Below are 23,507 nucleotides of genomic sequence, written 5' to 3' on the forward strand. Positions count from 1 at the left end.
GCCGATGCCGTTTTTGTTCTATCGGCCGATTTTACGCTTTGATGTACTGGGGCCCAACGACATTTCACGCATGCAACCCAAAGGAAGCCAGATGAACGTCAGCGCGTTCGACCTGTTCAAGATCGGCATCGGCCCGTCCAGTTCGCATACGGTCGGCCCGATGATCGCCGCGTGCCGCTTCGCGTCGCACGTCGAGGACGCGAACCTGCTCGGCTTCGTGCGCCGCGTGCGGGTCGAGCTGTACGGCTCGCTCGGCGCGACCGGCAAGGGCCACGGCACCGACAAGGCCGTGTTGCTCGGCCTCGAGGGCCACCTGCCCGACACGATCGATCCGGACCTGATCGAGCCGCGGCTCGCCGCGATCCGCGCGGAGAAGACGCTGTCGCTGCTCGGCAAGCAGACGGTGCGCTTCGACGAGAAGGAACACATCGGCTTCTATCGCAAGCTGATGAGCGGCACGAGCATCGTGCACCCGAACGGGATGCGCTTCCAGGCATTCGACGAACACGGCCAGTTGCTCGTCGAGAAGGAGTATTACTCGGTCGGCGGCGGCTTCGTCGTGAACCGCGACGGCGATCGCGTGAACGGCGTGCGGGCGGCGGTCGACGTGCCGTATCCGTTCCGCACCGGCGACGACCTGATGCGCCAGTGCCGCGAACACGGGCTGTCGATCGCCGAACTGATGCTGCGCAACGAATGCGCGCTGCGCCCCGCCGACGAAGTGCGCGCCGGGTTGCTCGCGATCTGGCGCACGATGGCCGCCTGCGTCGAGCGCGGCTGCAAGGTCGAGGGAGACCTGCCGGGCCCGATGCGCGTGAAGCGTCGCGCGGCCGAGTTGAATGGCCGCCTGCGTGCGCGTTCGGAAGAGTCGCTGCGCGATCCGCTGTCGATGCTCGACTGGGTCAACCTGTATGCGATGGCCGTGAACGAAGAGAACGCGGCCGGCGGCCGGGTCGTCACCGCGCCGACCAACGGCGCGGCCGGCGTGATCCCCGCGGTGCTGCACTACTACGTGAAGTTCGTGCCGGGCTCGAACGAAGCCGGCATCGTCGAATTCCTGCTGACGGCCGCGGCGATCGGGATCATCTACAAGGAAACCGCGTCGATCTCCGGCGCGGAAGTCGGCTGCCAGGGCGAAGTGGGCGTCGCATGCTCGATGGCCGCCGCCGCGCTCGCCGCCGTGATGGGCGGCACGCCCGACCAGGTCGAGAACGCGGCCGAGATCGGCATGGAGCACAACCTCGGGATGACCTGCGACCCGGTCGGCGGGCTCGTGCAGATCCCGTGCATCGAGCGCAACGCGATGGGCGCGATCAAGGCGCTGAACGCATCGCGCATGGCGCTCAAGGGCAATGGCCAGCACTACGTATCGCTCGATTCCGTGATCAAGACGATGCGCGAAACCGGCGCCGACATGAAGACGAAATACAAGGAAACGTCGCGCGGCGGCCTCGCCGTGAACGTCATCGAATGCTAACGAAGGATCCAAACATGAGCCGCTACTCGATATTCAGCCTGTTCCGCAACGGCCTCTCGTATCACGAGAACTGGGAGAAGCAGTGGAAGAGCCCGGAGCCGAAGAAGGAATACGACGTCGTGATCGTCGGCGGCGGCGGCCACGGCCTCGCGACCGCGTACTACCTCGCGAAGGAACACGGGATCACGAACGTCGCGATCCTCGAGAAGGGCTGGATCGGCGGCGGCAACACCGCGCGCAACACGACGATCGTGCGCTCGAACTATCTGTGGGACGAATCGGCCGCGCTGTACGAGAAGGCGATGAAGCTGTGGGAAGGGCTGTCGCAGGACCTGAACTACAACGTGATGTTCAGCCAGCGCGGCGTGATGAACCTCGCCCACACGCTGCAGGACGTGCGCGACACCGAGCGCCGCGTGAACGCGAACCGGCTGAACGGTGTCGATGCCGAATTCCTGACGCCCGCGCAGATCAAGGAAATCGAGCCGACCATCAACCTGAACAGCCGCTACCCGGTGCTCGGCGCATCGATCCAGCGCCGTGCGGGTGTCGCGCGTCACGACGCGGTGGCCTGGGGCTTCGCACGCGGCGCGGACCGCGCCGGCGTGGATATCATCCAGAACTGCCAGGTCACGGGCATTCGCCGCGAAGGCGGCGCGGTGGTCGGCGTCGACACGGTGAAGGGCTTCATCAAGGCGAAGAAGGTCGCGGTGGTCGCCGCCGGCAACACGACGACGCTCGCCGACATGGCCGGCGTGCGTCTGCCGATCGAAAGCCACCCGCTGCAGGCGCTGGTGTCGGAGCCGATCAAGCCGGTCGTCAACTCGGTGATCATGTCGAACGCGGTGCACGCGTACATCAGCCAGTCCGACAAGGGCGACCTCGTGATCGGCGCCGGTATCGACCAGTACACGGGCTTCGGCCAGCGCGGCAGCTTCCACATCATCGAAAGCACGCTGCAGGCGATCGTCGAGATGTTCCCGGTGTTCTCGCGCGTGCGGATGAACCGCCAGTGGGGCGGCATCGTCGACGTGTCGCCGGACGCGTGCCCGATCATCACCAAGACCGACGTGAAGGGCCTCTATTTCAACTGCGGCTGGGGCACCGGCGGCTTCAAGGCGACGCCCGGCTCGGGCTGGGTGTTCGCGCACACGATCGCCCGCGACGAACCGCATCCGCTGAACGCACCGTTCGCGCTCGACCGCTTCTACACGGGCCATCTGATCGACGAGCACGGCGCCGCTGCCGTCGCGCACTAACCGCACTGAGGAGAAAGAAACATGTTGCTGATCGAATGTCCGTGGTGCGGGCCGCGCGCCGAATCCGAGTTCACGTGCGGCGGTGAAGCCGACATCGTGCGCCCGGTGGCGAACGAGACCATGACCGACCGCGAATGGGGCGAATACGTGTTCATGCGCGAGAACAAGCGCGGGCTCCACAAGGAGCAATGGCTGCACACGCAGGGCTGCCGCCGCTGGTTCAAGGTCACGCGCGACACGGTGACCTACGATATCAAGGGCTACGAAAAGTTCGGTGGGGCTGCCAACAGTGGCGCAGCTGCCGGCAACGCACACGAAGAGGGCACGAGCAAATGAGCCAGAAAGACCGCCTCGGCACCGGTGGCCGCATCAATCGCGCGATTCCGTTGACGTTCACGTTCAACGGCCGCACGTACCAGGGCTTCCAGGGCGACACGCTCGCGTCCGCGCTGCTCGCGAACGGCGTGCATTTCGTCGCGCGCAGTTTCAAGTACCACCGTCCGCGCGGGATCGTGACGGCGGACGTCGCGGAACCGAATGCCGTCGTGCAGCTCGAAACCGGCCCGTACACGGTGCCGAACGCGCGCGCGACCGAGATCGAGCTGTACCAGGGGCTCGTCGCGACCAGCGTGAACGCGGAGCCGACGCTCGAGAACGACAAGTACGCGATCAACCAGAAGTTCTCGCGCTTCATGCCGGCCGGGTTCTACTACAAGACCTTCATGTGGCCGCGCAACATGTGGCCGAAGTACGAAGAGAAGATCCGCGAAGCGGCCGGCCTCGGCAAGGCGCCCGAAGTGCTCGACGCCGATCGCTACGACAAATGCTACGCGCACTGCGACGTGCTCGTGGTCGGCGGTGGCCCGTCGGGCCTCGCCGCCGCGCATGCGGCCGCCACGGCCGGCGCGCGCGTGATTCTCGTCGACGACCAGCGCGAACTCGGCGGCAGCCTGCTGTCGTGCCGCGCGGAGATCGACGCGAAGCCCGCGCTGCAATGGGTCGAGAGGATCGAGGCCGAACTGCGCAAGCTGCCCGACGTGACGATCCTGTCGCGCAGCACCGCGTTCGGCTATCAGGACCACAACCTCGTGACGGTCACGCAACGCCTCACCGATCACCTGCCGGTGTCGATGCGCAAGGGCACGCGCGAATTGCTGTGGAAGGTCCGCGCGAAACGCGTGATCCTCGCGACCGGCGCGCACGAGCGGCCGATCGTGTTCGGCAACAACGACCTGCCGGGCGTGATGCTGGCGGGCGCGGTGTCGACCTACGTGCATCGCTTCGGCGTGCTGCCGGGCCGCAACGTGGTCGTGTTCACGAACAACGACCGCGCCTATCAGACCGCGCTCGACCTGAAGGCGTGCGGCGCGAAGGTGACGGTCGTCGATTCCCGCGCGTCGTCGAACGGCGCGCTGCCGGCCGCTGCGAAGCGGCAGGGCGTGACGGTGATGAGCGGCGCGGTCGTCACGGCCGCTTCGGGCAAGTGGCGCGTATCGTCGGTCGACGTCGCGTCCTACTCGAACGGCCAGACCGGCGGCAAGCTGCAGACGCTGCCGTGCGACCTCGTCGCGATGTCGGGCGGCTTCAGCCCGGTGCTGCACCTGTTCGCGCAATCGGGCGGCAAGGCGTGCTGGAACGACGAGAAGGCGTGCTTCCTGCCGGGCAAGCCCGTGCAGGCGGAAGCGAGCATCGGCGCGGCGGCCGGCGAATTCGGGCTCGCCCGTGCGCTGCGGCTCGCGGTGGATGCGGGCGTCGAAGCGGCGAAGGCCGCGGGCTTCACGGCCGCGCAGCGTCCGGCCGCACCGCAGGTCGCGGAAACCGTCGAAGGCGCGCTGCATCCGTTGTGGCTCGTCGGCAGCCGCGAGGCGGCCGCGCGCGGGCCGAAGCAGTTCGTCGACTTCCAGAACGACGTTGCCGCCGCCGACATCCTGCTCGCCGCGCGCGAAGGCTTCGAATCGGTCGAGCACGTGAAGCGCTACACGGCGATGGGCTTCGGCACCGACCAGGGCAAGCTCGGCAACATCAACGGGATGGCGATCCTCGCGGGCGCGCTCGGCAAGACGATTCCGGAAACGGGCACGACGACGTTCCGCCCGAACTACACGCCCGTGTCGTTCGGCACGTTCGCGGGCCGCGAGACGGGCGACTTCCTCGACCCGATCCGCAAGACGGCCGTGCACGAATGGCACGTCGAGCACGGCGCGATGTTCGAGGACGTCGGCAACTGGAAGCGGCCGTGGTATTTCCCGAAGAACGGCGAGGATCTCCATGCGGCCGTGAAGCGCGAATGCCTCGCGGTGCGCAACGGCGTCGGCATTCTCGATGCGTCGACGCTCGGCAAGATCGACATCCAGGGCCCGGACGCGGTGAAGCTGCTGAACTGGATGTACACGAACCCGTGGAACAAGCTCGAGATCGGCAAGTGCCGCTACGGGCTGATGCTCGACGAAAACGGGATGGTGTTCGACGACGGCGTGACCGTGCGCCTCGCCGACCAGCATTTCATGATGACGACCACCACTGGCGGCGCGGCGCGCGTGCTGACGTGGCTCGAGCGCTGGCTGCAGACCGAATGGCCCGACATGAAGGTGCGGCTCGCGTCCGTCACCGATCACTGGGCGACGTTCGCGGTGGTCGGCCCGAAGAGCCGCAAGGTCGTGCAGAAGGTGTGTCAGGACATCGACTTCGGCAATGAGGCGTTCCCGTTCATGAGCTACCGCAACGGCACGGTTGCCGGCGCGAAGGCGCGCGTGATGCGGATCAGCTTCTCGGGCGAACTCGCCTACGAAGTGAACGTGCCGGCGAATGCGGGCCGCGCGGTGTGGGAAGCGCTGATGGCGGCCGGCGCCGAGTTCGACATCACGCCGTACGGCACGGAAACGATGCACGTGCTGCGCGCGGAGAAGGGCTACATCATCGTCGGCCAGGACACCGACGGCTCGATCACGCCGTACGACCTCGGGATGGGCGGGCTCGTCGCGAAGTCGAAGGACTTCCTCGGCAAGCGTTCGCTGTCGCGTTCGGATACCGCGAAGGAAGGCCGCAAGCAGTTCGTCGGCCTGCTGACCGAAGACGAACAGTTCGTGCTGCCGGAAGGCGCGCAGATCGTCGCGAAGGACACGCAGGTGTCGGCGGTCGATCCGACGCCGATGATCGGCCACGTGACGTCCAGCTACTACAGCCCGATCCTGAAGCGCTCGATCGCGCTCGCGGTGGTGAAGGGCGGCCTGAACAAGATGGGCGAGAGCGTCGTGATTCCGCTGGCCAATGGCAAGCGCATCACCGCGAAGATTTCGAGCCCGGTTTTCTACGATACCGAAGGGGTGCGTCAGCATGTGGAATGAAACGAGAAACCAGACGCAGGTGGCGGGTGCGGGCGGCGTGACGCTTGAATCGCCGTTCGTCGGCGCGGCCGACGTGCTGAAGGCGCACCAGGCGCGCGCATCGAAGAAGTTCACGCTGCGCGAGCGGCCGTTCCTCGATCTCGTCAACGTGCGCGGCGAGTTGAACGATCCGGCATTCGTCGCCGCGTTCGAGCGCGTGGTGGGCTGCCGGCCGCCCGCGCAGCCGAACACGGTGGCGCGCGGCGCCGAGTACGACGTGCTGTGGCTCGGCCCCGACGAATGGCTCGTGCGGTCGAACGGGCCGGTTCAGGCCGGCGTGCTCGAGGCGAAGCTGGCGGAGGCCGTGCAGGGCTCGTACGCGGCGGCCGTCGACGTCGGCAGCGGCTATACGGTCGTCGAGATCAGCGGCGAACGCGTGCGCGACGTGATCGCGCGCGGCTGCCCGCTCGACCTGCATCCGCGCGTGTTCAAGCCGGGCCAGTGCGCGCAGTCGCACTACTTCAAGTCGCCGATCACGCTGATCCCGACCGGCGACGACACGTTCGAGATCGTCCTGCGTCGCAGCTTCGCCGACTATTTCGTGCGCATCATGCTCGACGCCGCGGCGCCGCTCGTCTCATGAAGCCGTTCGACGAACCGTTCGTGGCGATCGACGCGCCGCGCCTGCGCGGGCGCGGCTGGAGCGTGTTCGTCGACGAACTGAAGGTGCCCGCGCGGATCGGCATTCACGCGCACGAGCACGAGGCGCCGCAGCCGATCGTGATCGATGCGCGGCTCGGGTATCGCTGCGAGCCGAGCGAGCAGGGCGAGTGGATCGATTACGACGGGTACTGCGCGCGCGTTGCGTCGTTCCTGTCGCACAAGCCGCATACGCGGCTGCTGGAGACGCTCGTCGCGGATGTCGCGGTGCTGTCGTTCCGCGAATGGCCGGCGCTGGAATCGCTGACGCTGTCGATGTACAAGCCGAAGATCCGGCCGGGGACGAAGCGCGTCGGCGTGTCGCTCGACTGGACGCGCGGCGATTACCTGCGGTGGACGGGGACGGCGGGGCAGCTTTGATCAGAGGGGGCCGGATCAAGGCACGAGGGAGGTGATCCGGCGATTCCATGGGGCGGCGGCGCGAATGCGCCGCCGCACTCGTTTACGTTCCTGCATGCACTTACTTCGCGTTGCGGTTCGCGGCGGGCGCCGCTGACGGATCGCTGACCGGCACCATGTGTGCCTTCGCGTTGTTCGCATCGCTCCCGGTATTCGCGCTTTTCGCATCGTCCTCGGGTTCGAGCACGAACCGGAACGCATCGACGCGCTGCATCACTTTCGCCGCATACGCACTCGATCCGCCGCTGTAGCTCTTCAACCCGGCCTGCACGTTGCCGCCGGCCGCCTTCACGTAGCCCGACAGAATGCGCGAGCCGACCTCGACGTTCGCATTCGGCTCGGTGAGATCCTTCACGTTGCGCAGCATGCCGCGGTGCGCGGACGGTACGACCTGCATCAACCCGGTCGCGCCATGCTGGCCGCGCGCCTTTTCCTGGAAGCGCGATTCGATCGAAATAATCGCGTAAACGAGTGCCGGCGGCAGCGAATATTTCGTCGCAGTGACGCTCACGATATCGGCGAGCTTCGCGGCGCGTTCCTTCGCGACGCCGAATTTCTTCGTCAGGTAGGACGTGATGCGGCGGTTTGCTTCGTTGGGCTGATCGTTGGCGAGCGGTGCGGATGCGTCGCCTGGCGCGGATGCGGCTGCTTCGGGCGCAGAGGCAGGCAAGGCGGGCGCCTGCTGCGCCGCGGCGGGTTGCGCAATGCCGAGCGAAAGCACGATCAGCCAGAAGAACCGTCGTCGCATGGTCGAGTGCGGGGAAATGGGAGGCGCATAGTATATCGACCAATCGCGGCCGGTGGTCGAGGGCGAGTTCGAGTGAAAGCGACGTGTAGGCTTGTCACGTTCGCGACGATCGACGCGCCGATCGTTGCGCGGACACGCATCGGAGTCCGGATGAACCGGGCGTTTCCGTCCTCTCCTGCGATTCGCCCCGCGGTATCGCGGCAATGTCGTCGGCTCGCGTGTCCCATGCCGGCGGCAGTTCGGGCCCGATTTGCGAATCGGCGCGAACGAAACGCTAGTTGATGATCTCGCCCATACCGGTTTCGACGCGGGCTCTGAGCTGCTGGATGAACTCGGGATCGTACGGTTCCCAGCGATCGAGTTCGCCGACGATCTTCAAAGGCGACGTGCTTCGATACGAGCGCGTCGGATTGCCGGGGAATTTCTTGTCCGTGACGTTCGGGTCGTTTTCGAATTCGCCGGTGGGTTCGACGATATAGACCCGCGGCCGGCCGTCGCCCTTGGCCATTTCCGCGGCCAGGCCGGCGCCTTTGGGCAGGGCCGTGAAATAAATGTGATTCATCACGACGTCGTCCCGATAATTCGACCGGAAGCCTGCCGTCAGCAAGTCGCCGATCCGCAAATCCGCTTTCGTGCCATGAAAAAACGGGCCGGTGTCGAGGACAGACATGGTTGCTCCTTCGGAAAATTGCGCAACGGCTGCTAGGCGCGCCGCGCGCTCGCTACCCGCGCAATCGCGCCGATCGCATCGCTGACGAGCACCGCGAGCAAGCCGACGATCACGCCGCCTTGCAGCACGAATGCGGTGTTCGACGTCTGCAGGCCCGCGATGATCACGTCGCCGAGCCCGCGCGCGGCAACCGTCGAGCCGATCGTCGCGGTGCCGAGATTGATCACGACCGCGAGGCGGATGCCGTTGACGATCACCGGGAACGCGAGCGGCAGCTCGACGGACACCAGTTGCTGCCACCCGCTCATCCCCATCCCGCGTGCGGCGTCGACGACGTCGCGCGGCACGTCCTCGAGCCCCGCGATCGTGCTTTCGAAAACCGGCAGGAGCCCGTACAACACGAGCGCGATCAGCACGGGTTTCAATCCGAAGCCGACTGCCGGCACCGCGAGCGCGAGCACGGCGACCGGCGGGAAGGTCTGGCCGATATCGACGACGCTGCGCGCGACCGGCAGGAAATCGGCGCCGAACGGACGCGTGACCGCGATGCCCGCCGAGACCGCGACGATCGTGCCGATCAGGCTCGACAGCGCGACCGTGCCGAGATGCGCGAGTGTGAGATCGAGCAGGCTCGCCCGATCGTAGATCACCGGCGCGCCGTTGTCCGCGAACGGCGCGAACAGGCCCTGCAGCCAGGCCGGGCGCAACAACAGCACGAGCAGCAGCGCGAGCGCGGCCGCGCGGGCGACGTACGCGGGAAGCGACGGCCGCTTGGGCCCCACGCTGCTGCGCGTCGTCATGCGGGCTGCCTCGCGTGCGAGCGGATCGCGTCGAGCGTGATGCGACGGGGGCCGTGTGCGTGGCGGTCGCCGGCGGCGGTATCGTCGACGGGCAGCGCGTCGACACCGCGCCACAACAATTCGGACACCGCATCGCGCAGTGTGCGCGTCGCGGCGATCGGTTCGCCGTCGGCGTGGCCGGCTTCGGCCACGGCGTCGATCGGCGTGAGCGCGAGCAGGCGCAGCGGCCGGTCGACGCCCGCGACGAGCTGTTCGACCACCCCCGCTGCCGGCCGGCCGAGAATCTCGGCGGGCGACGCGACCTGCAGCAGCCGGCCGCCGTCCATCACCGCGATCGTGTCGCCGAGCTTCAGCGCTTCCTCGATATCGTGCGTGACGATCACCACGGTGATGCCGAGGCGGCGCTGCAGCGCGAACAGGTCGTCCTGCGCCTTGTTGCGGATGATCGGATCGAGCGCGCCGAACGGTTCGTCCATCAGCAGCATCGCGGGCTCGGCGGCGAGGGCGCGCGCCACCCCGACGCGCTGCTGCTGGCCGCCCGACAGTTCGTGCGGCAGCTTGCCGGCGAATTCGGCCGGCGCGAGGTGGAACAGGTCGAGCAGTTCGTTCACGCGCGCGGCGATGCGCTCGGCCGGCCAGCCGAGCAGGCGCGGCACGGTCGCGATGTTGCGCGCGACGCTCCAGTGCGGAAACAGCCCGTGCCCCTGGATCGCATAGCCGATGCCGCGGCGAAGTTGCTCGGGTGCGACCGTCGCCGTATCGACGCCGTCGATGCGGATCGTGCCGCTGGTCGGCGCGATCAGCCGGTTGATCATGCGCAGCAGCGTCGACTTGCCGCTGCCCGATGCGCCGACGAGCGCGGTGATCGTGCCGCGCTGCATCGTCAGCGATACGTCGTCGACGGCGACCACGTCGCCGAAGCGTTTGCCGACTCGTTCGATCTCGATCATCCTGCACGTCCCTTCGCGAGCGACGTCGCGGCTTCGAACACGACGGCGGCCGCCAGTGCGAGCGCGATCGTCGGGATCGCGCCGAGCAGCACGAGATCGGCGGCCGATTGACCGATCCCCTGGAAGATGAAGGTGCCGAATCCGCCGCCGCCGATCAGCGCGGCAACCGCGGTCAGCCCGATGTTCTGCACGAGCACGATGCGCACGCCGCTCAGGATCACCGGCAGCGCGAGCGCGAGGTCGACGCGCAGCAGCCGCTGCACGCGCGTCATGCCCATCGCGCGGGCCGCTTCGGTCACGTGCGGCGGCACCTGTTCGAGCCCGACCACGACGCTCGACGCGATCGGCAGCAGCGAGTAGAGGAACAACGCGAGCACGGCCGGCGCGACGCCGATCCCGCGAATGCCGAGCGCGGCCGCGAGCGGCACGTGCGCGGCGAGCAGGCCGAGCGGCGCCATCATCAGCCCGTACATCGCGATGCTGGGGATCGTCTGCACGATATTGAGCACCGGCATCGCGACGGTGCGCACCGCCGCGATGCGCGCACAGGCGATGCCGAGCGGCACGCCGGCCACGAGCGCGGCGGCGACCGAGCCGCCCGCGAGCGACACGTGACGAATCGCTTCGCGCCAGAAATCGTCGCTGCGCACCGCGTATTCGCGCATCACGGAGAGGCCGTCCCACCAGCCGCTCGCGAGCGGCACGGCAACCGCCGCGATCGCGACGGCGAGCGCGGCGAGACGCCGCCACGGGCCGAACGCGAGGCGCGCGAGCGCGTCGGCGATGAGCACGGCCCACGCGAACAGCAGCAACCAGACGCCGGCGTCGGGCGACACGCGGGCCAGCACGTCGTCGGGCGCGACGACGTGCGTCGCGGCCGCGCCGACCGCATACGCGAGCGTCGCGAGCCCTGCGCAGCCGGCCGCGAGCCGCCACGCGGGGCGGCTCGCCGTCATCGCCCACAGCGCGCCGACGGTCCACAGCGCGGCCAGCGCGGCGCCCTGCATCGCCGGCAGCGCGGCGAACACCGACAGCCCGGTGCCGGCCGCGATCCGGTTCGGCCGCAGCACCGCGAACGACAGGCCGAACACGGCGACGATCGTCAGGATGCCGATCAGGATGCCGACCTTGTCGAGCGTGACGCGCCGCGCGGACGCGGCCGCGCGCTCCGTCATTTCACGAAACCCTTCGCTTTCAGGTAGCTTTTCGCGACGCCGGCCGCCGGCTCGCCGTTGAGCTGGATGCGGGCGTTCAGCGATTGCAGCGTCTTCAGGTCGAGGCTCGCGAACACGGGCTTGAGCAAGTCGGCAATCTGCGGATGCGCTTTCAGCGCGGCTTCGCGGATCACCGGCGCCGGCGCGTAGACGGGCTGCACGTGCTTGTCGTCGTCGAGCACCGCGAGGCCGCTCGATGCGATGCCGCCGTCGGTGCCGTAGACCATCGCGGCGTTCACGCCGTCGGTCTGGTTCGCGGCGGCCTTGATCGTCGCGGCCGTGTCGCCGCCGGACAGCACGACGAGCTGCTCGGGCTTCAGCTTGAAGCCGTACGCTTTCTCGAACGACGGCAGCGCCGATGCGCTGTTCACGAATTCGGCCGAGGCCGCGAGCTTCACCTTGCCGCCGCCGGCCACCCACTTGCCGAAGTCGGAGAAGGTCTTCAGGTGCTGCGACTGAGCGACGGGCGCAAGCAGCGCGACGCCCCACGTGTTGTTCGCGGGCGCCGGGGCGAGCCACACGAGATGGTTCGCCGCGTAGTCGAGTTTTTTCGCGGTGTCGTAGCCCTGGCTCGCGTTCTTCCACACCGGGTCGTCGGCCTTGTTGAAGAAGAACGCGGCGTTGCCCGTGTATTCGGGGTAGACGTCGATCTCGCCGCTCGTGAGCGCCTTGCGCACGATCGGCGTCGTGCCGAGCGCGATCTTTTCGGTGACGGGAATGCCGTGGGCCTTCAGCACCTGCGAAATGAGGTTGCCGAGCAGGTTGCCTTCGGTGTCGATTTTCGACGACACCACGACGGGCGTGTCGGCGTGCGCGCCGGGCGCCACGATGGCGGCGGCGAACGCGAGGCCCAGGATCCGGGCGGGCAGGGCGAGCTTCATCGGGGCCAATCTCCAGGACGGGGGCGTACGCCGAAAGTTACTTGACTGAGCGGGCTTTGGCAAACCGCGTGCGGCGGCGTGTCCACAGCCGGTGTGGGGATAACCCGCATCCGTCATGCGGGCTTGTTACACTGAAATTCGTTCCCCGCCTGCGGACATTTGCTGACATGAAGCCCGAGCTGCTGGTCCTCATCGCGCTGCGCGGCGACGCGCATCGCGAGATCGCCGCGTCGTTCGACGTGCGTTATGCCCCGACGCCCGATACGCGCGAACGCGCGATCGCCGAACACGGCAGCACGATTCGCGCGGTGCTGACCAACGGCAGCACCGGGCTGACCGCCGCCGAGATCGACCGGCTGCCGCAACTCACGTTCGTCAGCGCGCTCGGCGCGGGCTACGAGCACATCGACGTCGCGCATGCGAAGGCGCGCGGCATTGTCGTGGTCACGGGCGCCGGCACCAACGACGATTGCGTCGCCGATCACGCGTTCGCGCTGCTGCTCGCGGCGGTGCGCAACGTCGTGCAGCTCGATGCGAAGACCCGCGCGGGCGTGTGGCGCGACGGGCTGTCGATGCCGCCGAACGTGTCGGGCAAGAAGCTCGGCATCGTCGGGCTCGGCAAGATCGGCGAGAAATGCGCGCGCCGCGCGGCCGGCTTCGACATCGAGATCGGTTATCACAACCGGTCGGAGAAGCCCGTGCCGCATCGCTATTTCGACCGGGTCGACGCGCTCGCGCAGTGGGCCGATTTCCTGATCGTCGCGACGCCGGGCGGCGCGGGCACGCGGCATCTGATCGATCGCACCGTGCTCGACGCGCTCGGCCCCGGCGGCTTTCTCGTCAACGTGTCGCGCGGCAGTGTTGTCGATACCGCTGCTTTGGCGGACGCGCTGCGCGAACGGCGCATCGCGGGCGCGGGGCTCGACGTGTACGAGGGCGAACCGGAGCCGCCGCGTGCGCTGACGGATCTCGACAGCGTCGTGCTCACGCCGCACATGGGCGGCTGGTCGCCCGAGGCGCTCGATCGTTCGGTGCGGCAGTTTCTCGACAACGCGGCGCGGCATTTCGCGGGGCAGCCGGTGTTGACGCCGGTGTGAGCGCCGCGCGGCGGCGTCGAATCAGTCCGCCTGCTTGCAGAATGTCCAGTAGAAATCCGGCAGGTTCGCCGGCTTGTCGGCATCGAGATCGATCCAGCCGAACTGGTGGTGCTCGTCGCTCAGCACGATGTCATGGCGATCGACCTCGCACTGGAAGCACACGATCAGTACGCGCTTGCCCGGCACGACCTCGCACGAGCGGCTGCCCACGTAGCGGATCGCCGACGCGACGATTCCGCATTCTTCCTCCACTTCGCGGGTGACCGCGTCTTCGAGCGATTCGCCCGCTTCGGGCCAGCCGCCCGGCAGCTCCCACTCGTCGCGGGGATTGCGCAGGAACAGGACGGAACGGCCATCGCGAACGATGGCTTTGGCGCTGAGGGGAATCATGGGGGGGGCTCACCGTAGGCATTCGATTGCCGCAGCCTAGCGCAGGTGTTTCCTTCTTGCAGCGATGCCCCCGCCCGCATCGACGCGGATGCGGGCGGGGGAGACGGCAGCGTCAGGCTGCCAGCCGGCGCACGACTACGCGCCCGTCGACGGCGAAGCCAGCGGTACCGTCACCGACGTGCCGGCCGGATCGAGCGTCAGGCCCGTGCCGGGCGTCGGTCGCAGCGTCGCCTCGTAGTCGCTGGAGAGGACGACGAGCCCCAGCCGGTGGCCGGCTTCCAGCCGATAGTCGCGCGGCATGAAGGTCAGCTTCAGGTCGTACGGCATGCCGGGCAGCACCGGTTGCGACACCCACTCGGACAGCCGGTTGCGCGGGTCGGTCCATGCGCGCGTGACGATCGTCGCCGTGCCGTCCGGCGCGCGGTCGACCAGCAGCGCCGTTACGTTCGCGACGCCCGTGAAGGTCAGCCTGACGTGCGCGGTCGCGGTGCCGGAGATGCGCGTGGCGGCTGTCAGCGGGGCCGTCTCGAAGCGGCTGCGGTTTTCGCCGGTCGGCGTGTTCGCCAGCGTGAGCGCGGGAATGCGCGCATCGTCGGTGAAGCGCGCGAGCGGGCCGCCGCTCGGCAGCCGCAGCAGCGTGCCGGTACCGGCGCCGTCGCCGCCCGCGAAGTACGTGACCGGCGTGGCGCGCCGCGCGGCCCAGTCGGCTTCCTTCAGCAGCGTGCCGTCCGCCTGCGCGATCACCGCGCGCGGATCCTGCTCGACGCCGTTGTCATAGCCGATCAGGTAGCGCGTGAACCAGCGGTTCACCTCCGCGGTCCACGCGTCGGCCATGCCCGGCACGCGGGTCGGATCGGTGTGCTTCAGGCGATGCAGCCACAGCTGGGTCGGCACGCCCTGGCGTCGCATCGCCAGATACCACGACGTCGACTGGTCGACGCGCACGTTGTCGTCGGTGAGGCCCTGCGCGACGAGCGCCGGCGCGACCGCGAACCCGGTCGGGATGTCGCGTGCGGCCCAGAACGGCGAATAGTCGCCGGTCTTGCGGTCTTCCTGCTGCAGTGCTTCGTCGATCAGGTGCGTGCAGCGCTCCGGATGCGCGTTGGTCAGCAGCGCCTTGATGTAGACATCGACGTCCTCGCCCTGATAGCCTTCCGGCGCGCGCACGAGGCCGCCCGAGCGGTAGTAGCCGTACATGTTCGACAGCCCGGCGATCGGCACGATCGCGTCGAGCCCGCGCGTGCGCAGGCTGGCGACCATCTTCGGCAGCGTGCCGTCGTACGACACGCCGTACATGCCGACGTGGCCGGTCGACCAGTTCGCGACGACCGTCTTGCCGTTCGCGTCCTTCGCGGTCGCATCGCGGCCGAGCCAGCGGATCACCGACGCCATCGCGACCGATTCGTCGCGCGTCAGGATCGTCGGGCAGCCGTCCGAGCCGGCGGTGCCGAGCGAATCCGCATAGACGATCGTGAAGCCGCGCGGCACGAAATAGCTTTCGATCCACGAGCGGCCGGCGGCAGCCGCTTCGACCTGCTGCAGCATCCGCGACTGAGGCGCTGCGGCCAGGATGCGGGCGGACGCCGATGCCGCGGCACCGGCGGTCGCGGCCGGATGCGGCGTGCCGTCGAGTTCGACGTCGACGTCGTGATTGGGGCTGTCGGCGAGCCCGGCGTAATACGGGCTCGCGAGCACGATGACGGGCGTGCGCGCGCCGTTCGCGGTTTCGGACGGCCGCACGATGCGTACGTGGATGCGGTCGCGCGTGCCGTCGCCGTCGGAATCGACCGGCGTGTCGACCCACGCGTTTTCCTCGATCGTGCCGCCCGACAGCGACGGCTGCACCTGGCCGTTGCTGATCACCGGCTTGTAGCGTCCGCCGCTCGCCGGATTCGCGTACGGCACGCCGGACGGCGAAAAGCGCGACGCGAGCGATGGCGTATTGGCCGTGTCGGCCGCGGCGGAGGCCCCCTCCTGTTGGCCCTGCGCGAGCGCTGACACGCCCGCCACGCTGCCGCCGTCGTCGCCGCCGCACGCGGCGAGCGTCGCGGCCGCCACGAGCGCGGGCAGCCATGCGCACCGCACTCCGGTTCGATGAATGTTCATTGAATCGACCTCGTCTCTTGTGTTTGTCTGGAACCGGCTGGCTCGCGATACGCCCCCTGCGGCCTGGCCGGGTGCTGCGTCGGATGAAGCGGAACTGCACCATCAAAAAACGGCGGGCGAGATGGATGAGCGTCTCGCCCGGTGCCGGCGCGCGTCAGGCGGCGCGCATCCGGCCGGCGTCGAGGCGAGTGCATCGCCCCGAACGGAAATCGTCAGTGCGGCGGTTCGCTGCGAATGCAGGACTGCGAATCAAATGCGGGCATGCCCGGGATTCCTTCAGGTTTCGAATGAAACGGAACGGCACGATGCAATGAGGCGGGAATGTTGCGAACGGCGGTGCTGCAACGGCAGGAAAGCGCGACGCGAGTCGGCACGCTGGCCGGATTGCTTTCCGGAAGCTTGCGCAAAAGTTATCTCAGCGAAATGCCCGTGTCAAACTTTTTTAGTTCGGGTCAAACAAAGTTTCGACGTGTGTGTTGCATGCACGCTCAACTTCCCGGCCATCCGTCCGTAAACAATGAAAAACGCGCTGAAAACGAGAGAGAGGGCAATGACGATTCCGGTCACGGCGGCGGGCGGCCTTACGCTCGCGCAAATGGCACAGGCGGCCCTCGACGGGCGTCAGACGACGGACGCGACCGCGTCCGGCGCACCGCAAGACGAGCCGATCGGCATCCGGGCAATCGACCCGGAAGCGCAGCAGGCGGCGCTGACGAAACAGTTGTCGATGGTGGGCGACCTGTCGATGAAGCTGCGCGGCGTGACCGACGCGCTCGCGACGAGCCTGCGGGACATCGTCGCGAAGCGGCCGGACCTGGCCGATGCGCCATTCGATTTCATGACCGACGCCGGCCGGATCAAGGTGGTGTCGACGACGTTGACCGACAGCGACCGCGCATGGATCGAGTCGACGCTGAATGCGAACGCCGGCCTCGTGCTCGCGACGCGCGCGTTTCACGAGCAGGCCGTCGATATCGCCGCGCAGGGTGCGACCGTGCGAGGCGACACGTTCACGGACAGCGATCGCGCGGCGGCGAGCCAGGGCGCCGACACGCGCTTTCACTTCATGAGCCTGCTCGACCGGTCGGTCGTGGACAACCCGCCGCCCGTGCCGCCCGGTGGGCACTTCACCACGCAGGACGGCACGACGCTGACGATCGCGCCGTCGGCCGGCAGCGCGCGCGGCACGCTCGCGCTGCTGGACGCCGCACGCCAGCTATCGTCGGGCACGGCGATCTTCGTCGATGCGTCCGGCAACAAGTCCTACGGCATGCGCGTGGAACTCGTCAACGTCGGCTTCGACGTGCTCGCCGGCTACACGCCGGACGGCGGCAACAGCGTCGGTTTCCACGAGATCGCGTAACGCCGCGCCAATCGAGCCGGTTGCGTCTACTCGTCGCGCAACGCTTCGGCGGGCCGCACCCGTGCGGCGCGCCAGCTCGGGTACAGCGTCGCGACGCACGACATCAGGAACGCGGCCGACGCGATCTCGATCACGTCGAGCGCCGACAGCTTCGACGGCAGCGCGCTGAGGAAATACACGGACGGCGTCAGGAAGCGGATGCCGAGCAGTTGCTCGATCGCCGGCAGCACCACCGGGATGCTCACCGCGATCGCGCAGCCGAGCGCGACGCCTGCCAGCGTGCCGGCGAGGCCGATCGTCATTCCCTGGATCGCGAAGATCTTCATGATCGAGCGGGGCGGCGCGCCGAGCGTGCGCAGGATCGCGATGTCGCCCTGCTTCTGCGTGACCGTCATCACGAGCGACGACACGAGGTTGAACGCGGCGACCGCGACGATCAGCATCAGGATCAGCGACAGCATGCGTTTCTGCAGCCGCTCGGCCTCGAACCACGTGCGGTTCTGCCGCGTCCAGTCGCGGATATACAGGTCGCCCGACAGCGTACGCGACAGCGCCAGCGCGACCTCCGGCGCACGCTGCAGATCGTCGACGCGCAGCCGGATACCGGTCGGCGCGGGCACGTTGAACAGTTGCTGCGCATCGCGGATGTGGATGTACGCGAGCGCGCTGTCGTACTGATAGTGGCCCGACTCGAACGTGCCGACCACGTTGAACTGGCGGAACCGCGGCAGCGCGTCGCCCAGGCGCGCACGGTTGCCGGGCGCGAAGAACGTGATGCGGTCGCCGATCTTCACGTGCAGTGCATCGGCGAGCGCGGCGCCGAGCACGATGCCCATCTCGCCCGGCACGAGCGCGTCGAGGCGCCCGGTCTTCAGCTTGCGCGCGATCTCGGACACGCGCGGCTCGAGCACGGGATCGATGCCGCGCAGTGCGACGCCCGTCACGTTGCCCGCGTTCGTCAGCAGCGCCTGCGCGTCGACGTAGGGTGCGACGGCACGCACCGCCGCATTCTGTAACGATTCGTGTGCGGTCAGCCGCCAGTCGGGCATCGCGCCGGACGGCGAGAAGATTTCCACGTGCGCGAGCACCGACAGCATCCGGTCGCGCACCTCGGTGCGAAAGCCGTTCATCACCGACAGCACGACGATCAGCGCGGCCACGCCGAGCGCGATGCCGGCCATCGCGGCGCCGGCGATGAACGACACGAAGCCGTCGCCGGCCGAGCGCCGGCCGCCGCGCGCGTAGCGCAGCCCGATCTGCCATTCGAACGGGAGTTTCAAGCGGTTTCCTTTCATTTCGATTCGATCCTGCCGAGCCGCGCATTCTAGCGAACGTGGCGCGACCGCGTGCAGCCGTCGGGTCGCGACGGTCCGCGACCAGCCGATACCCGACCGCCTGCCGGTTCGGCGACGTATCGTGGACGGCGCCTGCGTGGGCCGCAACTCGTCGAAGCCGTGATGCTGCACGAGGACCGCTGGTTCCGGTGGCATCCGGGTTTCAATCCGTACGGGCTCGCGTGCGACGCATGGATCACCTACGTGCGCGGCGGGCAGGACGCGATCGACCGTGCGCTGGCCGCGTCGCGTAACCGGCTGTATGCGCGCTGGCTGACGACGCATCCGGGCGATGCGTCGCTCAAGCCGCTGTCCGCGTTGCCGTTCGACGCGCCGCATGCGGTCGACCAGGCGCTCGCCGCGCGCAACGATACGCGCGACATGGGCGTGAAGGCGCGGGTCGGCCCCGCGAACTTCTTCGATCGCTCGATCGACGGGCAGGTGAATGGCCCGCTCGCGCGGCGCTCGCCGGGCTCCGGGCTCCAGCCGTTCGTCTATGCGCCCGGTTTCGACCGGGGCGCGCTGCATCCGGATTGCTGCGATGCCGGGCAGGTCGAAGGCGACCCGCCGCGCGTCACGTCGTCGCTACGCGGCAGTCCGTATGCGATGCGCGTGAAGACCACCGACGAAACGCGCATCGCGTTCAACGCGACCGCGCATGCGCTGTACGGGTTCGTCAACGATGCGTACGTCGGTCGCAGCGCGCCGGGCGACGCGCTGTTCTGGCAGCCGCGCACGGCCGGCAGCTATACGGTGCGGGTGGTCGACGATCACGGGCGCAGCGATCAGCGGCCGCCGGGAGTAGGGCTGGAGCAGTAAGCAGGCGCGGCCCGCTCGCGCCGGTTCAGACGCTGTAGCCGATCCTCAGCACGCCCCACGGCCGTCCGCCGACGACGATCGGCGCGGACACGTCCTTCATCAACGCGAACTGGCCGTTGCCCATGTCGCGGCGATAGGTCTGCAACAGGAACGGCTTGTCATGCGCCACGGACATGCGCGCCGTGCGGTCCGTGTAGATCCGGCGGTTCCGGCAATTCGCCGCGTTCCACGCGGCGTCCGAGCGCTGAGGCAGCGAGAACTTGCGGTTGTGGGTCGGCAGGTAGCACTGCCGGTCGAAGCTCGCGCAATAGACGACGCGTGCGTCGACGTCGAGCACCGGCTCCTGGATGGCCGGCAGCACGCGATCGGTAAACGCCGTGAAGCGCGTCATGAACTGCTGCGGGTCGGTGCCGGGAATCGGTTCGTAGTGCGTGTCGAAGAGCGCGTCGAGCGTGATGTCGCCGCGGCCGACCGCCTCCTCGAAGAGTTTGCCGATCGCGGCGGCCGTGCTGCGCGCGGCGTCGATCAGGCGCGTGTCGGGCGATTCGATGCCGGTCGCGGCGGTGAGCTCGATCAGCGTCTCGGAGACGGAGAGCAGATTGCCGAGCCGGTCCTTGGCCTGCGAGAAGTTCTCGGCCGAGTTCTCGACGCCGAACGCCATCTCGCCCACCTGTTCGTCGAGACGATGGCACTGCGTCTCGATCTCGTCCGTCAGCGACGCGATCTGTTCGGCCTCGCCGGCGAGTTCGGTGATCGCGTGACCGGTCGCGTGCACGACCTCGCCGATCGTGCGCGTGCCCTCGCGCACGCGATGCGCGCGGGCGGCGTTGTCGGTGCCCTCCGCGAGCAGGTGTTCGGTCTGCTCGGCGAGCCGCGCGAGGGTCGTCTCGATCTGGGCCGTCGCCTGCCCGGTCTTCGCGGACAGGTTCTTGACCTCGGCCGCGACGACCGCGAAGCTGCGGCCCGACTCGCCGGCGCGCGCGGCCTCGATCGCGGCGTTCAGCGCGAGCAGGTGGGTCTGGCGCGCGATGACGGAGATTTCCTCGGACACGGCCCGCACGTGATCGAGTGCGTCACGCAGCGCGCCCATCTGGTCGCTGATCGTGGTGACGCCCTCGACGAGGCTGTGAATGTCGGCGAGCGAGGCTTCGATCGTCTGCTGCGACTGTCGGACCGCATTCGACGCATTGGCGCTGACGTCGCGCACCTGCTGCGCGGCCTCGGCGATCCGGTGGTTGCCGCGCAGCGTGAGGGCGGCCGATTCGCGCAGCGTGTGGCACACCTCCGCCTGTCGGGCGACGCGGGCCGCGACTTCCTCGACGTGACCCGACACGTCGCAGATCTCGATGCCCAGCCTGCCGGCCTGTTCGGCGATGTCGCCGACGAGCGCGCGCGACGAACGGCGGCCGCGGCCGATTCCGAAGAAGTTCACGTTGGTGGGTCTCCTTGAGGACATGCGCACCGGGTTCCCGGCGGATGGTGGGCGTGCGTTCCTGACTTGACGGCTGCACGGCCGCGGACTTGAGGTCGGGTAAACATCGAGATCGGCATCCCCGACGGCCGGACCGGCGCCGGGCGGGGCGCGTTTGCACCACGTTTGCGCCACGTTTGCCGTGGCGGCCGCGCGGCGGCGTGACGAGGGACGGGCGGCGCGTGGCGGCCGCCCGTCCACAGGCGCTGCGTCAGAACACGTGGTGAATGCCGGCGTTGACGCCGACCGTCGTGCCCGGCAGCCCGTACAGCGCGCCGCCCGTGATGCCGAGGCCGGTATTCATCGCGCCGTGGTTGTTGACGACGCCGACCTGCGCATACAGGCCGGTTCGCTTCGACAGGCTGTAGTCGGCGCCGATCGCGGCCAGCAGCGAATGATTGTGCGAGTCGTTGCGGTCGGTCGTGTACCACGCGCCGGTGTTCAGGTCGAGGGCCGGCGTGACGCGGTAGTCGAGGCCGGCGCTATACACGTTGTTGCTGAACGAGCCGGCGACCTTGTAGCTCGTGAACGACGCCTTGCCGGTCACCGGCCCGAACGTGTAGGCGGCACCGATCGTGCGGCCGACGAACGCGACCGTGCTCGGCACCGGCGTCGGGGACGTACCGCCGTTGCCGTCGTAGAGCGCCGCGTTGAGCATGAAACCGCCGTTCGTATAGGTGAGGCTGCCGGAATACTGGCGTCCCGCCTGGAAGTCGCCGGCCTTGCCGCCGAAGCCGAACATCGCGCTGGCCGTCAGCCCGGCGATGGTCGGGCTCGTGTACGAAATCGCGTTCGGATTGAAGAGGCCCGTGACGAGCACGTTGTCGACGTACGGAACCAGCGCGGCGCCGAAGTGCGAGACGTTGCGCGGATCCGATCCGAGGATCGCGAGCACGAACGGCGAGAACTGCAGGCCGACCTTCGTTTCGCCGAAGCCGCCGTCGATTCCGACCCATGCCTGGCGGCCGAAGAAGTTGCCGTTCGAGTGGCCGAACGCGCCGTCCGTGATGTTGAAGCCGCTTTCCAGCTTGAATCGCGCGTGCAGCCCGCCGCCGAGATCCTCGGTGCCCGTGATGCCGAAGTTGGTCGGCGTCATGCCCGTGTCGGTCAGCGCGAACTGGCGTCCGGCGTTGCCGCCGGTCGCCGAGTCCAGCGAGCGGCTCGTATAGAGCAATGCGGCGTCGAGGTCGCCGTACAGCGTGACGCTGCTCTGCGCGAAACTGCTCGTGCTTGCCGCCGCGCCGAGCAGCGCCGCGCAAATCGTCCATGTCCTGCTCATCATCGTCTGTCTCCGTTTTGTGAATGTTGTAATACGTACAACTGATTAAACCTTCGTTGGCGGAAGCGCTGCGAGCCGCCTGCATGCCGTGCCGTCGGGGAACGCACGGCGATGCTTCTCGCCGGCGCGAACGCGGCCGCGAGCCCGGCGTGGGAAACGGGCCAGCGGCCGTGCTGCGACGCCGCGGTGAAGCGATGCGCCCGCCGTGGCGGGCGGCGTTACATCGAACGGTTCAACTGCTCGAGGATGGCCGGGTTCTCGAGCGTGGACGTGTCCTGCGTGATCGCCTCGCCCTTCGCGAGCGAGCGCAGCAGGCGCCGCATGATCTTGCCCGAGCGCGTCTTCGGCAGGTTGTCGCCGAAACGGATGTCCTTCGGCTTCGCGATCGGCCCGATCTGCTTGCCGACCCAGTCGCGCAGCGTCTTCGCGAGCGCCGCGGCTTCGTCGCCTTCCGGGCGCGAGCGCTTCAGCACCACGAACGCCACGACCGCCTCGCCCGTCGTATCGTCCGGACGGCCGACCACCGCCGCCTCGGCCACGAGTGCATGCGACACCAGCGCCGACTCGATCTCCATCGTGCCGAGCCGGTGGCCCGACACGTTCAGCACGTCGTCGATCCGGCCCATGATCGTGAAGTAGCCGGTCTCCTTGTCGCGCACGGTGCCGTCGCCGGCCAGATAGAGCGTGCCGCCGAGTTCTTCCGGGTAGTAGCTTTTCTTGAAACGCTCCGGGTCGCCCCAGATCGTGCGGATCATCGCGGGCCACGGGCGCTTGACGACCAGAATGCCGCCTTGCCCGTTCGGCACGTCCTGCCCCGTCTCGTCGACCACCGCGGCCGTGATGCCCGGCAGCGGCAGCGTGCACGAACCCGGCACGGTCGGCGTGGCGCCCGGCAGCGGCGTGATCATGTGGCCGCCGGTCTCGGTCTGCCACCACGTATCGACGATCGGGCAGCGCTCGTGGCCGACGTGCTTGTGGTACCACATCCACGCTTCCGGATTGATCGGCTCGCCGACCGTGCCGATGATGCGCAGGCTCGACAGGTCATAGCTCTTCGGATGCACCTTGTCGTCGGCTTCGGCCGCCTTGATCAGCGAACGGATCGCGGTCGGCGCGGTGTAGAACACGGTGACCTTGTGATCGCCGATCATCTTCCAGAAGCGGCCGGCGTCCGGATACGTCGGCACGCCTTCGAACACGACCTGCG

Annotated in this window: 21 protein-coding genes; 9 read left to right on the top strand and 12 right to left on the bottom strand. The window is 68.3% G+C overall.

The features are described 5' to 3' along the window. Window positions 1–91 precede the first annotated feature (91 nt). Genes MMB92_RS12340 through MMB92_RS12365 form a run of 6 tightly spaced genes read left to right on the top strand, consistent with a single transcriptional unit; the run spans window position 92 to window position 7,139 of the window. Entirely contained in the window at window positions 92–1,477 is a 1,386-nt protein-coding gene (locus MMB92_RS12340) for an L-serine ammonia-lyase (RefSeq protein WP_006496824.1), read from the top strand. 14 nt (window positions 1,478–1,491) lie between these two features. Next, entirely contained in the window at window positions 1,492–2,736 is a 1,245-nt protein-coding gene (locus MMB92_RS12345) for a sarcosine oxidase subunit beta family protein (RefSeq protein ID WP_006480591.1), read from the top strand. A gap of 21 nt (window positions 2,737–2,757) precedes the next feature. After that, window positions 2,758–3,072: a sarcosine oxidase subunit delta gene (locus tag MMB92_RS12350; RefSeq protein WP_034201959.1), complete on the top strand. Its 315-nt coding sequence runs from the start codon at window positions 2,758–2,760 to the stop codon at window positions 3,070–3,072. Beyond that, a complete protein-coding gene (locus tag MMB92_RS12355) occupies window positions 3,069–6,080 on the top strand; it encodes a sarcosine oxidase subunit alpha family protein (RefSeq protein WP_277562710.1) in 3,012 nt (1,003 codons plus the stop codon). Before MMB92_RS12350 ends, MMB92_RS12355 begins: the two co-directional genes overlap by 4 nt. Then, window positions 6,070–6,702 carry a sarcosine oxidase subunit gamma gene (locus MMB92_RS12360; protein WP_006489116.1) on the top strand — a complete coding sequence of 211 codons (633 nt, stop codon included), beginning with the start codon at window positions 6,070–6,072 and terminating at the stop codon, window positions 6,700–6,702. Before MMB92_RS12355 ends, MMB92_RS12360 begins: the two co-directional genes overlap by 11 nt. After that, window positions 6,699–7,139 (top strand): dihydroneopterin aldolase, encoded by a 441-nt coding sequence (locus MMB92_RS12365; protein WP_077056649.1) that lies wholly within the window; start codon window positions 6,699–6,701, stop codon window positions 7,137–7,139. The genes MMB92_RS12360 and MMB92_RS12365 overlap by 4 nt, the downstream gene beginning before the upstream one ends. A gap of 100 nt (window positions 7,140–7,239) precedes the next feature. On the opposite strand, the gene MMB92_RS12370 is transcribed toward MMB92_RS12365, so the two are convergent. From MMB92_RS12370 to MMB92_RS12395, 6 genes are all read right to left on the bottom strand, one after another. Further along, window positions 7,240–7,926: a lytic transglycosylase domain-containing protein gene (locus tag MMB92_RS12370; protein WP_006489129.1), complete on the bottom strand. Its 687-nt coding sequence runs from the start codon at window positions 7,924–7,926 to the stop codon at window positions 7,240–7,242. Between the two features lie 274 nt (window positions 7,927–8,200). After that, the gene (gene arr, locus MMB92_RS12375; protein WP_006489117.1) at window positions 8,201–8,596 is read right to left on the bottom strand and encodes an NAD(+)--rifampin ADP-ribosyltransferase; all 396 of its coding nucleotides are present in this window, start codon (window positions 8,594–8,596) and stop codon (window positions 8,201–8,203) included. Window positions 8,597–8,628: 32 nt separating this feature from the next. Then, window positions 8,629–9,396 (bottom strand): ABC transporter permease, encoded by a 768-nt coding sequence (locus MMB92_RS12380; protein ID WP_006489111.1) that lies wholly within the window; start codon window positions 9,394–9,396, stop codon window positions 8,629–8,631. Next, window positions 9,393–10,346 carry an ABC transporter ATP-binding protein gene (locus tag MMB92_RS12385; protein ID WP_006489110.1) on the bottom strand — a complete coding sequence of 318 codons (954 nt, stop codon included), beginning with the start codon at window positions 10,344–10,346 and terminating at the stop codon, window positions 9,393–9,395. The genes MMB92_RS12380 and MMB92_RS12385 overlap by 4 nt, the downstream gene beginning before the upstream one ends. Further along, window positions 10,343–11,521, bottom strand: a complete 1,179-nt coding sequence (locus MMB92_RS12390; protein ID WP_058903489.1) for an ABC transporter permease — start codon at window positions 11,519–11,521, stop codon at window positions 10,343–10,345. Before MMB92_RS12390 ends, MMB92_RS12385 begins: the two co-directional genes overlap by 4 nt. Continuing rightward, entirely contained in the window at window positions 11,518–12,441 is a 924-nt protein-coding gene (locus MMB92_RS12395) for an ABC transporter substrate-binding protein (RefSeq protein ID WP_006493662.1), read from the bottom strand. The genes MMB92_RS12390 and MMB92_RS12395 overlap by 4 nt, the downstream gene beginning before the upstream one ends. A gap of 167 nt (window positions 12,442–12,608) precedes the next feature. On the opposite strand from MMB92_RS12395, the gene MMB92_RS12400 reads away from it, so the two are divergent. Beyond that, window positions 12,609–13,538, top strand: a complete 930-nt coding sequence (locus MMB92_RS12400) for a 2-hydroxyacid dehydrogenase (protein ID WP_077056647.1) — start codon at window positions 12,609–12,611, stop codon at window positions 13,536–13,538. 21 nt (window positions 13,539–13,559) lie between these two features. On the opposite strand, the gene MMB92_RS12405 is transcribed toward MMB92_RS12400, so the two are convergent. Together MMB92_RS12405 and MMB92_RS12410 are read right to left on the bottom strand one after the other, a co-directional pair. Further along, a complete protein-coding gene (locus MMB92_RS12405) occupies window positions 13,560–13,928 on the bottom strand; it encodes an NUDIX hydrolase (RefSeq protein WP_060267265.1) in 369 nt (122 codons plus the stop codon). 135 nt (window positions 13,929–14,063) lie between these two features. Continuing rightward, window positions 14,064–16,034 carry a Xaa-Pro dipeptidyl-peptidase gene (locus tag MMB92_RS12410; protein WP_077056646.1) on the bottom strand — a complete coding sequence of 657 codons (1,971 nt, stop codon included), beginning with the start codon at window positions 16,032–16,034 and terminating at the stop codon, window positions 14,064–14,066. Between the two features lie 550 nt (window positions 16,035–16,584). Between MMB92_RS12410 and MMB92_RS12415 the strand changes: the two genes are divergently transcribed. Further along, window positions 16,585–17,397: a hypothetical protein gene (locus MMB92_RS12415; RefSeq protein WP_171983960.1), complete on the top strand. Its 813-nt coding sequence runs from the start codon at window positions 16,585–16,587 to the stop codon at window positions 17,395–17,397. 26 nt (window positions 17,398–17,423) lie between these two features. Here MMB92_RS12415 and MMB92_RS12420 read toward each other — a convergent pair whose 3' ends face one another. After that, on the bottom strand, window positions 17,424–18,692 hold the full coding sequence (locus tag MMB92_RS12420; RefSeq protein ID WP_077176909.1) for a lipoprotein-releasing ABC transporter permease subunit: 1,269 nt from the start codon (window positions 18,690–18,692) through the stop codon (window positions 17,424–17,426). A 162-nt stretch (window positions 18,693–18,854) separates the two neighbouring features. Here MMB92_RS12420 and MMB92_RS12425 point away from each other — a divergent pair, with 162 nt between their 5' ends. After that, complete coding sequence (locus MMB92_RS12425; RefSeq protein ID WP_227739686.1) at window positions 18,855–19,550, top strand: transpeptidase-transglycosylase; 696 nt, start codon at window positions 18,855–18,857, stop codon at window positions 19,548–19,550. A 25-nt stretch (window positions 19,551–19,575) separates the two neighbouring features. Here the strand turns inward: MMB92_RS12425 and MMB92_RS12430 are convergent, their stop codons facing one another. The 3 genes from MMB92_RS12430 to MMB92_RS12440 form a co-directional block, all read right to left on the bottom strand. Continuing rightward, the gene (locus MMB92_RS12430) at window positions 19,576–20,982 is read right to left on the bottom strand and encodes a methyl-accepting chemotaxis protein (RefSeq protein ID WP_077056643.1); all 1,407 of its coding nucleotides are present in this window, start codon (window positions 20,980–20,982) and stop codon (window positions 19,576–19,578) included. A gap of 250 nt (window positions 20,983–21,232) precedes the next feature. Next, the gene (locus tag MMB92_RS12435) at window positions 21,233–22,303 is read right to left on the bottom strand and encodes a porin (protein ID WP_060267249.1); all 1,071 of its coding nucleotides are present in this window, start codon (window positions 22,301–22,303) and stop codon (window positions 21,233–21,235) included. 215 nt (window positions 22,304–22,518) lie between these two features. Continuing rightward, window positions 22,519–23,507, bottom strand: a 989-nt coding sequence (locus tag MMB92_RS12440; RefSeq protein ID WP_277562711.1) for an AMP-binding protein, incomplete at its 5' end; no start/stop codon positions are given.

The sequence above is a fragment of the Burkholderia sp. IO2 genome (assembly GCF_029522185.1).
Lineage (GTDB): Bacteria > Pseudomonadota > Gammaproteobacteria > Burkholderiales > Burkholderiaceae > Burkholderia > Burkholderia cenocepacia.